This is a genomic window from Modestobacter sp. VKM Ac-2983, assembly GCF_026967885.1.
GTDB lineage: Bacteria > Actinomycetota > Actinomycetes > Mycobacteriales > Geodermatophilaceae > Modestobacter.
The window spans coordinates 571,948-584,838 of the sequence record NZ_JAPVBK010000002.1 but is presented as its reverse complement, the minus strand read 5'-3'; the positions used below and the strand labels follow the sequence as shown (position 1 = coordinate 584,838).

Below are 12,891 nucleotides of genomic sequence, written 5' to 3'. Positions count from 1 at the left end.
CGACCGACCCGAACGGCCCCCTCCCGCATCGGGAGGGGGCCGTTCGCGTCTCAGGCCTCGCGGACGGCGACGACCACGGTGGCCGCCAGGTCGTCGTCCTCGACCACCCGGGCGGTGAGCCCGGCACTGGTGCACGCAGCCACCGTCCCGGGCGCCTGCTGCCGGCCCGTCTCGATCAGCAGCGCGCCGCCGGGCGCTAGCCAGTCCGGCGCCGCCGCCGCCACCCGGCGCTGCACGTCCAGCCCGTCGGCCCCGCCGTCCAGCGCGGCCCGCGCCTCGTGATCGCGGGCCTCGGGTGGCATGAGCCCGATCGCGTCGGTCGGCACGTAGGGCGCGTTCGCCACCAACACGTCGACCCGGCCGCGCAATGACTCCGGCAAGGCGTCGTAGAGGTCGCCGACGTACACCGAACCGGACACGTTGCGCCGGGCGCAGCGGACGGCGACCGGGTCGAGGTCCGCTGCGTGCAGCTCGACCGACGGGACGGCGGCCGTCACCGCCGCGCCCACCGCGCCGACCCCGCAGCACAGGTCCAGGACGACCGCCCCCGGCGCCGCCCGGGCCACCGCCTCCCGGACCAGCAGCCGGGTGCGCTGACGTGGCACGAACACTCCCGGCTCGACCGCGAACCGCAGCCCGCAGAACTCCGCCCAGCCCAGCACCTGCTCCAGCGGCTCGCCCGCCACCCGCCGCGCGACCAGGCCGTCGAGGTGGGCAGCCGACGCGGCGGCCTCTCCCAGCAGGACCGCCTCGTCCTCGGCGAACACGCACCCCGCCGCGCGCAGCCGGGCGACGACGGCAGGATCCGGGGCGGTGGTCATCGGCGGCCAGTGTGCCGCCTGGCTGACGGAACACGATCGCACCGATACGGTGCCGCCAGCGACGGCGGACGGGAGGGGCGGGCGTGGACCAGCGGCAGGAGGGCTTCCCGGCGTTCGTCGCCGAGCACGAGCAGCAGCTGCGCGGCACCGCCCTCCTCCTCAGCGCCGACCCGGCCGAGGCCGACGACCTGCTGGTGGCGGCGCTGGCGCGGACGCACCGGCGCTGGCGGCGGCTCGGCTCGCCGGCGGCCGCGCTGACCGACGCCCGGGAGGCGCTGCTGTCGGCCGCCCTCGGCCACACGCGGCTCCCGGCGGCCGGTCGGGGCAGCGCACTGGTCGCGGGACATGAGCACGAGCCCGACCGGCGGTGGCTGCGGGCGCTCGCCGAGCTGGATGCGCGCACCCGGGCGGTGGCCGTGCTCCGGCTGCACGAGGGCGAGGACGAGGACGCCGTCGCGATGCGGCTGGGCTGCTCCCCCGCCGAGGTCGGGGCCGCCCTCGCCGACGCCCTGGACACCCTGGCCCCCCTCCTCACGAGCGACCCGGTCGACCCGCGCGGCCCGAGCGGCCCGAGCGGCCCGAGCGGCCCAAGCGACTTGAGCGACCCGAACGAGCCGAGCGCCCACGGGAACCCGGGCAGCCCGGCACACCCGGCCGAGCCGGTCGACGCCACCCTGCCGCCGCTGGCCGCGTTACCGGATCGCCCGGTGCCGGCCGGCCACACGACCGACCCGACCGATCCGTACGCGATCTACCGCCGCCCGGGGACCCCGGCCCCGCCCCCGGTGCCACTCCCGGTCCAGCGGCCGGCTCCCGCGCCGACATCTGCGCCGGTCGCCGGCCAGCCGCAGCCGGGCGACGATCCCTACGCGATCTACCGGAGGCCCACGTGACCGCGGACGCCGGTCAGGCCGTCGCGGAACGGTTGCGCCGGCTCGCCGAGGGCGCGCACCCGGTGGACGACGGCCGCACGGCGGCCCGCGCCGTCGCGCTGGACCGGCATCGTCGGCGCCGGGGAGCCGGCTGGGCCGCCGGCGTCCTGGCCGTCGTGCTGCTGGTCTCCGGCGCCTCGTTCGCCCGCACGGCGGTGACCGCGGCACCGCCGGCGGCGACCCCGATCCCAGCTCCGATCACCAGCACGTACGTCACGCCGACCCCAGGGCTGGTCGAGGCGCCCGTCCGCGGTTCGCTCGCCGACGACGAGGAGTTCCTGACCGCGATGGCGGGTGCCGACTGGTCCGACCCGACCGGGCCGGACGGCCAGGTGGTCGACTGGGGCGGACTGTCGCCGGACCCGGGCACCCAGCGGGTGGTGTACGCCGCCGACGTCCCCGGCGGTCACCGATGGGCCGTGGTGGTCGCCCGCGCCGGGACGGAGTGGGTCTGGACGTGGTTCAGCGGGCCGCGCGGCGCGGAGCCCGCGGAGATGACGCCGGTGATCGGCGGACTGCCGGTGTGGGCCGATCCGCTGGCCCTGATGGACGGCTCTGCGGAGACCAGCACGCTGGTCGTGCTCGGCGAGCCCGGACTCGAGGCCGAGTACTCCCCCAGTCTGGACCGGACCTCCGGCGGTGAGCTGGTGCGCGACTTCGACCCGCTGCCACAGGTTGACGGGGTCCCGCTGGGGGTGGTCATCACCCCGGTCACCTGGAACGCCGGGGAGGTGCTGGTCACCAGCCCGGTCGGGCAGCAGTCGCTGTCCCCGATGCTCAGCGGTCCGTTGCCGTCGTTGCCGGCGTTCCCGACCGGCCCGGTCGACGAGGCCCTCGTCGCCCCGTGTCTGGAGCAGCTCGGTCTCGACGTCCAGACCGGGCCCGGCTTGAGCTGGGAAGAGTCCGAGCAGTTGAGCAGCGCCGAGGAGGCTGCACGGGAACACGAGATCGCCGCCTGCTTCCGCGCGGCGGAGCCCTGAGCCGGCTCAGGGCTGCCGGTACACCGCGTCCGGGACGTCGGTGACGAACATGTGCCCCGGGGCGTGGGTGATCGCGAACGGCGGACGCGACGCCATCAGCGCTGCCTGCGGCGTCACCCCGCACGCCCAGAACACCGGGACGTCGCCGTCCGCGTGGTCGACCGGGTCGCCGAAGTCGGGCTGGGTCAGGTCCGCGATGCCGAGCGCGGCCGGCGCCCCCACGTGCACCGGTGCCCCGTGCACCGCGGGCATCCGGGCGGTCACCTGCACCGCGGTGGCCACCAGGTGACCGGGCACCGGGCGCATCGACACGACCAGCGGCCCGGACAGCCGCCCGGCCGGCCGGCAGTCCCGATCGGTGCGGTACATCGACACGTTCCGGCCCTGCTCGATGTTGCGCACCGGCACCCCGGCGTCCAGCAGGGCGGTCTCGAAGCTGAAGCTGCAGCCGATCAGGAAGGCGACCAGGTCGTCGCTCCACAGGTCGGTGACGTCGGTGGGCTCGTCGGCCAGCTCGCCGTCCCGCCACACCCGGTAGCGCGGCAGGTCGGTGCGCAGGTCGGCACCTGGGGCCAGCGCGGTCTCCCAGGAGCCGGCTTCGGTCACGTCCAGCAGCGGCACCGGCTGCGGGTTGCGCTGGCCGAACAGCAGCATGTCCCAGGCCCAGTCCCGGGGCAGCACGACGAGGTTGGCCTGGGTGTGCCCGGGCGCCCGGCCCGACGAGGGCACGGCGAGCCCGGCACGGAACGCGGCCCGGGCGGCGGCGGGACCGGCGGCGGGGACGATCGTGGTCACGGTCAGCTCCTCGGGCGTTCGCGGTGGGCGGCCACCAGCTCGGCCTCCGAGTCGTGCAGGTAGGCCTCGAGCTCCTTGGCCGCCTGCTCGACCTCCCCGGCGGTCAGCAGGCCCAGCAGGGCGCGGTTGCGGCTGACGTAGGGCTCGTGCAGCCGCTGCGGGACGGCGATGGCGTGGAAGGCGAGCCGGAGCTCGGCGAGCAGCCGGGCCGTCGTCTCGTCGAGCCGCCGACTGCCGGCCAGCGCCACGAGCTGCTGGTGGAACCGCATGTTGGCGGTGCCGGCGGCGCCCCAGTCGCCGCGCCGGGCGGCGTCCTCACCGGCGGCGACGGCGTCGTGCAGCGGCCGCAGCCGGACGGCGTCCAGCCCCTCCAGCCGGCGGACGACGTCGCACTCGATCGTCCGCCGCAGCCGGTACAGGTCGACCAGGTCGTCCTCGTCCAGCTCGGGCACGAAGACCCCGCGGTGCAGCCGGTGCACCAGCAGGCCCTCGTGGGTGAGCAGCCGGAACGCCTCACGCAGCGTGTTCCGGCTGACGTGCAGGACCTCGACCAGCTGCTCCTCCGACAGCCGGGTGCCGGGCGGCAGGTCGCCCTCGATCACCCGGGAGCGGAGCAGCTCGGCGACCCGTTCGGCGGTGCTGGACCGGTCGAAGCTGCGCACCTCGTGCGCCACGGTGCGCAGCCAGGCGGTGTCGGCGGGCTCGGGCATGCCGTCATCCTGCCGTCTCCTGATGTGTCCGCACAGTTAAATGTCGTCCGATCCCCTTGAGGGATTGTTCAACAACTCTCTAGGTTCGGTCGCCAGCGGCACCAGCCCGCGGGCAGCGACCCCTCGCCGCCGCAGCACCTCACCCGACCCGGGAGCAGCCATGGCCTCCACCCCAGCCGAGCCGTCCACCGCGCCCAACGGGCGGCTGGCCTCGAGCACCCGCTCCACCCTGCTCGGCGCGATGTTCCTGATGGCCACCTCGGCCATCGGCCCCGGCTTCATCACCCAGACGACGACCTTCACCGTCCAGCTGGGCGCCGCGTTCGCCTTCGCGATCGTCATCTCGATCCTGATCGACATCGCGTCGATCCTGATCGACATCGCGCTGCAGCTGAACGTCTGGCGGGTCATCGGCGTCAGCGGCCGGCGCGCGCAGGAGCTGGGCAACCTGGTCGCCCCGGGCCTGGGCTGGGTGATGGCCGCCTTCCTGCTGATCGGCGGGCTGGTGTTCAACATCGGCAACGTCAGCGGCGCGGGCCTGGGCACCAACGCGATGCTCGGGCTCGACCCGAAGCTCGGCGGGGCGCTGTCGGCGCTGATCGCCATCGGCATCTTCCTGAGCAAGCGGGCCGGGGTGGCGGTCGACCGGATCGTCGTCGTCCTCGGGGTGGTGATGATCGTGCTGACCACCTACGTCGCGATCACCTCCGGGCCGCCGGTCGGCGATGCGCTGCGCAACGTCGTGCTGCCCGAGGACATCGACGTCCTGGCGATCACCACGCTGGTCGGCGGCACGATCGGCGGCTACATCGTCTACGCCGGCGCCCACCGGCTGCTCGACTCCGGCATCTCCGGCCCCGGCCGGGTCCGGGACATCACCCGCGGCTCGGTCACCGGAATCCTGATCACCGCCGTGATGCGGGTGGTCCTCTTCCTGGCGATCCTCGGCGTGGTCACCGGCGGCGCAGCGCTCGACCCGACCAACCAGGCGGCGTCGGCCTTCGAGCAGGCCGCCGGCGAGGTCGGCCTGCGGGTGTTCGGCATCGTGCTGTGGGCCGCGGCGATCACCAGCGTCATCGGCGCCTCCTACACCTCGGTGTCGTTCGTGACCTCCCGGACGACGACCTCCGACCGCACCCGCAGCCTGCTGGTCGTCGGTTTCATCGCCTTCACCTCACTGGTCTACGTGCTGATCGGCACCGCACCCACGACGCTGCTGGTCTTCGCCGGGGCGTTCAACGGGCTGCTGCTGCCGATCGGGATCGCCGTCCTGCTCTGGGTGGCCACCCGCCGCGCCGACCTGCTCAACGGCTACCGCTACCCGCGCTGGCTGCTGGTCATCGGCTGGGTCGCCTGGCTGCTCACGCTGTACCTGGCGATCAACTCGATCCGCCCGGTCATCGACCTGTTCGCGTGAGGGAGGCTGTCGACATGACCCGTGTGGACCTGAACTCCGACCTCGGCGAGGGTTTCGGCCAGTGGACGCTCGGCGACGACGACGCGCTGCTGGGCGTCGTCACCAGCGCCAACGTCGCCTGCGGCTTCCACGCCAGTGACGCCACGATCATGCGGCGGGTCTGCGCCAAGGCCGTCGAGTCGGGCGTGGCGATCGGTGCCCAGGTCGGCTACCGCGACCTGCCCGGCTTCGGCCGCCGGTTCATCGACGTGGAGCCCGAGGCGCTGACCGCCGACGTCGTCTACCAGATCGGCGCGCTGGAGGGCTTCGCCCGGATCGCCGGCGACCGGGTGCGCTACGTCAAGCCGCACGGCGCGCTCTACAACGCGATCGTCCACCACGAGGAGCAGGCGGCCGCGGTGGTCGCGGCCGTCGTGGCCTACGACCGGACGCTCCCGGTGCTGGGTCTGCCCGGGTCGGTGTGGCTGCGGCTGGCCGCCGAGGCGGGGCTGACCGTGGTGCACGAGGCGTTCGCCGACCGCGCCTACACCCCGGAGGGCACCCTGGTGTCCCGCCGGCTGCCCGGCGCGGTGCTGCACGACCCGGCCGAGATCGCCGACCGGTGCGTGGCCATGGCCACCGGCGGACCGATCACCGATGTCGAGGGTGGCGAGCTGACGCTGCAGCCCGGGTCGATCTGCGTGCACGGCGACACCCCGGGTGCGGTGGAGATCGCCCGGCAGGTGCGCGCGGCGCTGACCACGGCGGGGGTCGAGCTGGCCCCCTTCACCGGCTGATGCGGCTGCTCCCCAGCGGGAGCGCCGCCCTGCTCGTCGAGCTGGACGGGCTGGACGACGTCCTGGCGCTGTACGCGGCGCTCAGCGCCGACCCGCCGCACGGGGTGGTCGACGTCGTGCCGGCCGCCCGCACCGTGCTGCTGATGACCGACCCCGCGGTCACCACCCTGACCGCGGTTGCCGACGCCGTGCGGGCGACGACCCCGCGCCCGGACGCGCAGGCCGTCGGCGACACCGTCGAGCTGCCGGTGCACTACGACGGCGCCGACCTGGCCGAGGCCGCCGAGCTGCTCGGCCTCACCCCGGCCGGGCTCGTCGAACGGCACACCGGCGCGGAGTGGACGGTGGCCTTCTGCGGCTTCGCGCCCGGCTTCGGCTACCTCACCGAACCCGGCGGGCAGTGGGACGTGCCCCGCCGGGCCACCCCGCGCACCAAGGTGCCGCCGGGCTCGGTCGCACTGGCCGGGGAGTTCAGCGGCGTCTACCCGCGCGAGTCGCCCGGCGGCTGGCAGCTGATCGGGCGCACCGACGTCGCCGTGTTCGACCTCGGCCGCGAGCCGGCCGCGCTGCTCCGGCCGGGCACCCGGGTGCGTTTCGTGGCGGCACCGCGATGAGCCTGACCGTGCTGGCCACCGGGCCGCTGACCACCGTGCAGGACCGCGGCCGCCCGGGACAGGCCGCCCTGGGCATCGGCCGCTCCGGCGTCTGCGACCGGGCGTCGGCCGCGCTGGCCAACCGGCTGCTCGGCAACCGCGCCGACGCCGCGGTGCTCGAGGTGACCTTCGGCGGGCTGGCCGTCCGCGCCGAGGCCGACCTGCTCGTGGTGACCGCCGGGGCACGCTGCCCCGGCGCCCCGCACGCCGCCCCGACGGTGCTGCGCCGGGGACAGGAGCTCCGGCTCGGCCCACCGGCCGCCGGGCTGCGCACCTACCTGGCGGTCCGCGGCGGCATCGCCGTCCCGCCGGTGCTGGGCTCGCGGGCCACCGACGTCCTGGCCGGTCTCGGCCCCGCGGTGGTCGCCGTCGGGGACGTGCTGCCGGTCGGCGAGCCGGTCCACCCGGCCCCCGGGGTCGACCTGGCCCCGGTTCCCGAGCCGGCCGCGGGCGAGCTCACCGTCACCGTGCTGCCCGGCCCGCGGGCCGACTGGTTCGGCGAGGCCGGCTGGGCCGCGCTCACCGGTCAGGCCTGGGCGGTCACCAGCGAGAGCAACCGGGTCGGCCTGCGGCTGGACGGCACGCCGCTGGACCGGCTGCGCGCCGGGGAGCTGCCCAGCGAGGGGATGGTCCGCGGGGCGCTGCAGGTGCCGCCGTCCGGGCTGCCGGTGCTGTTCCTCGCCGACCACCCGGTGACCGGCGGCTACCCGGTGATCGGGTACGTCACCGACGCGGACGTCGACCGGTGCGCGCAGCTGCGCCCCGGCCAGACCCTGCGGCTGCGCCCGGGCAGCCTGACATGACGGTCACCGAGCTCGGCCGGGCGAGCGGCCCGCACGGCGAGGTCGTCCTGCGCCGGCGCGCCGCCGAGGACGGCAGCACGCACCTGGAGCTCATCGTGGACGGCGTCTTCGCGATGGACGACGTGGACACCTCCACCGAGCGGGCGCTGGCGACCGAGGCGCTGGCCCGCTGCGCCGGCGACCGGCTCCGGGTGCTGGTCGGCGGCCTGGGCCTGGGCTGGACCGCGGCCACCGCACTGGCCGACCCCCGGGTGGCGGCGGTCGACGTCGCGGAATTGCAGGGGGCGCTGGTGGGGTGGGCGGGCCGCGGCCTGCTGCCCGCGCTGAGCGGCGTCGACCGGCGGCTGAGGCTTTACGTGACCGACGTGGCCGACCACCTCGCCGGCTCCCCCGGCCGCTACGACGCGGTGCTGCTGGACGTCGACAACGGGCCGGCGTTCCTGGTCCACCGGACCAACGCGCCGCTCTACGAGGAGGCCGGGCTGGCCACCGCGATCGCCGCACTGCGGCCCGGGGGCGTGCTGGCCGTCTGGTCCAGCGACCCCGCGCCGGAGCTCGCCGGCCGGCTGTCCGCGCTGCCCGACGCGGCCGACGCCGCGCACCTGGTGCTGCCGGTGCAGCGTGACGGCCGGCGCTTCGACTACGCGATCACCGTCGCCCGCCGGGCCGGTGGACAGCCGTGACGATCACCCCTCCTCGCGCGGCGGGGTGTCGTAGGCCGACCTGCCGCGCAGCCGGGCGTTCACCGCGGTGACCAGCGGCACCATGACGACGCCGTCCCGGGCCATCCGGGCGCGCAGGTGCCGCCGGTGGGTCAGCACCCCGAACAGCCCGATCGCCCAGAAGACGTACTGCACGGCGAACGCCGCCCGGAAGGCGTCCAGCGAGTAGTCGGTGGAGTTCCCGGGGGTCATCGCGTCGAGCACGAAGCCGATCGCGAGCACGGTGCACAGCGAGGCGAAGAAGCCGCCCACGTTGACGAACCCGGTGGCGCTGCCGGACCGCTCGACCGGGTTCTCGGTGCGGGCGTAGTCGAAGCCGATCATCGAGCCGGGGCCGTTGGTGCCCAGCACCACCACCAGGACGACGAGCAGCCACAGCGGCGCGCGGCCCGGCCAGAGCAGCACGACGGTCCAGATGGTGGCGGTGACGGTGAGGATGCCGAAGACCAGGTTGGAGCGGCGCAGCGGCCAGCGCCCGACCAGCCGGCCCAGCAGGGGCCCGAACGCCATCCCGACCAGCACCAGCAGGGTCAGCAGCCCGGCCGCCGTCCCGGGCGCCAGCCCCTGGCCCACGGTCAGGAACGGGTAGCCCCACAGCAGCGCGAAGACGGTGCCGGAGAACTGGGTGACCAGGTGCGTGTACAGGCCGATCCGGGTGCCCGGCTCCCGCCAGGCGGCCGCCAGGTTGGCCCGGACGGCGGCCATCCCGGCGACCGTCGGGGCGGGGGTGCCGGGCGGGGCGTCGCGGAGGGCGACCAGCACCAGGATGCCGACCAGCACGCTGACGGCGGCGGCGCCGAGGAAGGTGGGAGTCCAGCCGGCGGTGTGCAGCAGCGCGACCAGGGGGTAGGCGGCCACGATCTGGCCGACCTGACCGAGGATCCCGGTGAGCTGGGTGACCACCGGGACGGTGCGCCCGGGGAACCACAGCGGCACCAGCCGCAGGACGCTGATGAAGGTCATCGCGTCACCGGCGCCCACCAGCACCCGGGCCACGACCGCGGTGGGGACGCTGTCGGCCAGGGCGAGCACCAACTGCCCCACGGCCATCGTGAGCGCGCCGGCCACGATCATCTTCCGCGAGCCGAACCGGTCCAGCAGCACGCCGACCGGCACCTGCAGGCCGGCGTAGACGGCCAGCTGCAGCACCAGGAACAGCGAGATCGCCGACGCCCCGGCGGAGAACCGCTCCTGCGCCTCGATCCCGGCGACCCCGAGCGAGGCGCGGTGGAAGATCGCGACCGCGTACGCGACCAGGCCGATCAGCCAGATCACGTAGGCGCGGGAAGGCGTCCGGATCGCTGACTCAGTCACGTACAGGGACGACGCCGTCCCACCCGCCACCCTTCCCGAACCGGGCTGTGCACTTGCTCACCCGGTCAGGATGGCCCACCCGTGCGCGGGCAGCGAGACGGCCGCCCGGTCGGTGCCCGGCTGCCGCACGGCGCCTGCTCCGGCCAGCAGCTCCCCCGCCCCGCCGGCCGGCAGCGTCGCCTCGCCGTCGGCCAGGTTCAGCGCCACCACCAGCCGCTGCCCGTCGCCGGTCACGGCGTAGCTGAGCTGCCGGTTGTCCCGGTGCAGGGGCGTGACCCGGGCCGTGTGCAGCCAGCGGTGCCGCCGGCGCAGTCCGATCAGCTCCTGGTGCAGCCGGCGGGTGGGCTCGCCGAAGGGCGCCAGCTCCTCCTGCGAGTCGGGGAAGGACGGCCGGACGGCGTCGTCCCCGCCGGCCCGGTCCTCCTTGACCCCGGTGAAGGCCTGCTCGTCGCCGGCGTAGACCGACGGCGTGCCGCCCACGGTGAACAGCACCGCCAGTGCATGGGGCAGGTGCCGGACGTCGTCGAGCCGGCTGGCGATCCGGGTGACGTCGTGGTTGCCGACGAAGGTCAGCGGCACGAACGTGTCCAGGAACCCGTCGTGCCGGCCGAGGGCGTGCGCCAGCTCGTGCAGGTTGCCGTCGTTGAGCGAGCTCCAGATCGCCTTCCACAGCTCGTACTGGGTGACCGCGTCCATCGTCGACTCGCGCACCACCTGCGCGTAGTCGCCGTGGATGACCTCACCGACCAGGTAGGCGTCGGGGTGCTGCTCGCGCACCCGGGGCAGCACGGTCGCCCAGAACGAGGACGGGACGGCGTAGGCCGCGTCCAGTCGCCAGCCGTCGGCGCCGCGGTCCAGCCAGTGCGTCATCACCTCGGTCACCCAGTCGGCGACCACGGGGGCGGAGTGGTCGAGCGCGACCAGCTGGCCGTGGCCCTCGAAGGTGTCGTACTCCGGGACGACGCCGGGCTGCCAGCCGTCCGGCCAGCGCAGCCGGAACCAGGCCGCCGAGGGCGCGTCGGGCCCCCGGTCGACGACCGCCTGGAACGCCGGGTGCTCGCGGCCGACGTGGTTGAACACCCCGTCGAGCAGCACCCGCAGGCCACGCTCGTGGGCGGCCGCCACCAGTTCGTCGAAGTCCGCGTCATCACCGAGCCGCGGGTCGATCCGACCGTGGTCGACGGTGTCGTAGCCGTGCGTGCTGGAGGCGAACACCGGGCCCAGGGCCAGCCCGTTGGCGCCCAGCTCGACCGCGTAGTCCAGCCAGGCGGTGAGCCGGTCCAGCCGGTGCGTCACGACGTCGGTCGACTCCCGCTCCGCCCCCACGAAGCCCAAGGGGTAGACGTGCCACCACACCGCGTCCTGCACCCAGTCCGGCATCCCGCTCCTTCGTCGTCGACCTCCACCAGCACCGGCGACGCTACCCAGCGGCCGGCACCGGTACGCCGCTGGGCGGAAGGGGCACCCCACCCGTGTGCAGACTGCAACTACCGTCGCCGGGGTGAGCGCCCCTCCCGCGTCGCCGGCCCGGCCGGCCCTCGTGCCGGTGCTGATCTACCTCGCCATGCTCGTCGCGGTCATCAGCAGCCTGGGTGCGCCGCTGGTCCCGGCGATCGCCGCGGCCAACGACGTCTCGATCACCAGCGCGCAGTGGTCGCTCACCGTCACCCTCGTGGTCGGCGCCGTGGCCACGCCGGTGATCGGGCGGCTCGGCGACGGCCGGCACCGGCGCACGGTGGTGCTCGTCGTCCTCACCGTGGTACTGCTGGGCAACGTGCTCGCCGCGCTGCCGCTGGGCCTGGGCTGGCTGATCGCCGGCCGCGGGCTCCAGGGGGTCGGCCTGGGGCTGACCCCGCTCGCGATCGCCACCGCCCGCACCGCCCTGACCGGGGAGCGGTCCCGGACCACGGTCGCGGCGCTGTCGGTGACCGTCGCCGCCGGTGTCGGTCTGGGATACCCGCTGACCGGGGCGATCGCCCAGTTCGGCGGGGTGCACGCCGCCTTCTGGTTCGGCGCCGGCGCCAGCGTGCTGGCGCTGGCCGCCGCGGCGCTGGTGTACCCGCCCTCGCCCGACGTGCCGCCCCGCCGGCTGGACGTCGCCGGCGCGGTGCTGCTCGGGATCGCGCTGTCCACCGGGCTGCTGGCCCTCGGCGAGGCCGGCACCTGGGGCTGGACCTCGCCCTCGGTGCTCGGGCTGGCCGCCGTCGCCGTCCTCGCCCTGGTCGCCTGGGTGGTGTGGCAGCTGCGCGCGCAGGCCCCGCTGGTCGACCTGCGGCTGGCCCGCGGCCGGGTCCCGGCGACCGCGCACGGCGCCGCCCTGCTCGTCGGCCTGGCCAACTACCTGCTGCTGTCCTCGGTGCCCCGGCTGGCGCAGACCCCGGAGTCCACCGGCTACGGCTTCGGCACCTCGATCGTGGTGGCCGGGCTGATCCTGCTGCCGTTCTCCGTCGCCAGCTTCCTGGCCAGCCGGGTCGGCCGGCCGCTGGACCGCGCCGCCGGGCCGCGGGTGGTCCTGCCGGCCGGCGCCCTCGTCCTGCTGCTGGGCACGGTGCTGTTCGGCCTGGTGCGCGAGGAGCTGTGGCAGCTGTTCGTCGCGATGGCGGTCGCCGGGTTCGGCGTGGGCCTCACCTTCGCGGCGCTGCCCGGGCTCATCGTCGGCGCCGTGCCGGCCGGGGAGACCGGCAGTGCGATGAGCCTGAACCAGGTGCTGCGCTACGTCGGGTTCGCCCTCGGTAGCGCGCTCAGCGCCACCGTGCTGGAGGCGCTGACCCCGGCTGGCGCCGACTTCCCGCCGTCCAGCGGCTACACCGCCCTGGCCGCGATCGGCTGCGGCGCGTGCCTCGCCCTGGCGGTACTGACCGCCTTCCTGCCCGACCGGGCCCGCGCTGCCGACCCGGTGCCCGCGCCCCTCCCCGCCGCCTCCGCGACCGAGTGAGCAGTTCCGGTCGCCGACACGCGTGGACACGCC

Annotated in this window: 13 protein-coding genes; 8 read left to right on the top strand and 5 right to left on the bottom strand. The window is 75.3% G+C overall.

Annotation, left to right across the window (positions count from 1 at the left end; translation table 11 throughout):
- Positions 1 to 50 precede the first annotated feature (50 nt).
- Entirely contained in the window at positions 51 to 821 is a 771-nt protein-coding gene (locus O2W18_RS09220; RefSeq protein WP_269187237.1) for a putative protein N(5)-glutamine methyltransferase, read from the bottom strand.
- An 83-nt stretch (positions 822 to 904) separates the two neighbouring features.
- Between O2W18_RS09220 and O2W18_RS09215 the strand changes: the two genes are divergently transcribed.
- Together O2W18_RS09215 and O2W18_RS09210 are read left to right on the top strand one after the other, a co-directional pair.
- Positions 905 to 1,714 (top strand): hypothetical protein, encoded by an 810-nt coding sequence (locus tag O2W18_RS09215; RefSeq protein ID WP_269187236.1) that lies wholly within the window; start codon positions 905 to 907, stop codon positions 1,712 to 1,714.
- Positions 1,711 to 2,733 (top strand): hypothetical protein, encoded by a 1,023-nt coding sequence (locus O2W18_RS09210; protein WP_269187235.1) that lies wholly within the window; start codon positions 1,711 to 1,713, stop codon positions 2,731 to 2,733. The genes O2W18_RS09215 and O2W18_RS09210 overlap by 4 nt, the downstream gene beginning before the upstream one ends.
- Positions 2,734 to 2,739: 6 nt before the next feature.
- On the opposite strand, the gene O2W18_RS09205 is transcribed toward O2W18_RS09210, so the two are convergent.
- Together O2W18_RS09205 and O2W18_RS09200 are read right to left on the bottom strand one after the other, a co-directional pair.
- Complete coding sequence (locus O2W18_RS09205; protein ID WP_269187234.1) at positions 2,740 to 3,528, bottom strand: putative hydro-lyase; 789 nt, start codon at positions 3,526 to 3,528, stop codon at positions 2,740 to 2,742.
- 2 nt (positions 3,529 to 3,530) lie between these two features.
- Positions 3,531 to 4,238 carry a GntR family transcriptional regulator gene (locus O2W18_RS09200; protein WP_269187233.1) on the bottom strand — a complete coding sequence of 236 codons (708 nt, stop codon included), beginning with the start codon at positions 4,236 to 4,238 and terminating at the stop codon, positions 3,531 to 3,533.
- A gap of 160 nt (positions 4,239 to 4,398) precedes the next feature.
- On the opposite strand from O2W18_RS09200, the gene O2W18_RS09195 reads away from it, so the two are divergent.
- From O2W18_RS09195 to O2W18_RS09175, 5 genes are read left to right on the top strand one after another with little or no spacing between them, the layout of a single operon-like run.
- Positions 4,399 to 5,655: an NRAMP family divalent metal transporter gene (locus tag O2W18_RS09195; protein WP_269187232.1), complete on the top strand. Its 1,257-nt coding sequence runs from the start codon at positions 4,399 to 4,401 to the stop codon at positions 5,653 to 5,655.
- A 14-nt stretch (positions 5,656 to 5,669) separates the two neighbouring features.
- Positions 5,670 to 6,431: a LamB/YcsF family protein gene (locus O2W18_RS09190; RefSeq protein WP_269187231.1), complete on the top strand. Its 762-nt coding sequence runs from the start codon at positions 5,670 to 5,672 to the stop codon at positions 6,429 to 6,431.
- Entirely contained in the window at positions 6,431 to 7,045 is a 615-nt protein-coding gene (locus tag O2W18_RS09185) for a 5-oxoprolinase subunit B family protein (protein WP_269187230.1), read from the top strand. The genes O2W18_RS09190 and O2W18_RS09185 overlap by 1 nt, the downstream gene beginning before the upstream one ends.
- A complete protein-coding gene (locus O2W18_RS09180) occupies positions 7,042 to 7,887 on the top strand; it encodes a biotin-dependent carboxyltransferase family protein (protein WP_269187229.1) in 846 nt (281 codons plus the stop codon). Before O2W18_RS09185 ends, O2W18_RS09180 begins: the two co-directional genes overlap by 4 nt.
- A complete protein-coding gene (locus O2W18_RS09175) occupies positions 7,884 to 8,570 on the top strand; it encodes a spermidine synthase (protein ID WP_269187228.1) in 687 nt (228 codons plus the stop codon). Before O2W18_RS09180 ends, O2W18_RS09175 begins: the two co-directional genes overlap by 4 nt.
- 3 nt (positions 8,571 to 8,573) lie before the next feature.
- Here O2W18_RS09175 and O2W18_RS09170 read toward each other — a convergent pair whose 3' ends face one another.
- Both O2W18_RS09170 and O2W18_RS09165 read right to left on the bottom strand, forming a co-directional pair.
- Positions 8,574 to 9,923, bottom strand: coding sequence for an MFS transporter (locus O2W18_RS09170; RefSeq protein WP_269187227.1), 1,350 nt, complete (start codon positions 9,921 to 9,923; stop codon positions 8,574 to 8,576).
- Positions 9,924 to 9,980: 57 nt separating this feature from the next.
- Positions 9,981 to 11,303: an alpha-amylase family glycosyl hydrolase gene (locus tag O2W18_RS09165; RefSeq protein WP_269187226.1), complete on the bottom strand. Its 1,323-nt coding sequence runs from the start codon at positions 11,301 to 11,303 to the stop codon at positions 9,981 to 9,983.
- 121 nt (positions 11,304 to 11,424) lie between these two features.
- Here O2W18_RS09165 and O2W18_RS09160 point away from each other — a divergent pair, with 121 nt between their 5' ends.
- Positions 11,425 to 12,858 (top strand): MFS transporter, encoded by a 1,434-nt coding sequence (locus O2W18_RS09160; RefSeq protein ID WP_269187225.1) that lies wholly within the window; start codon positions 11,425 to 11,427, stop codon positions 12,856 to 12,858.
- Positions 12,859 to 12,891: the final 33 nt, after the last annotated feature.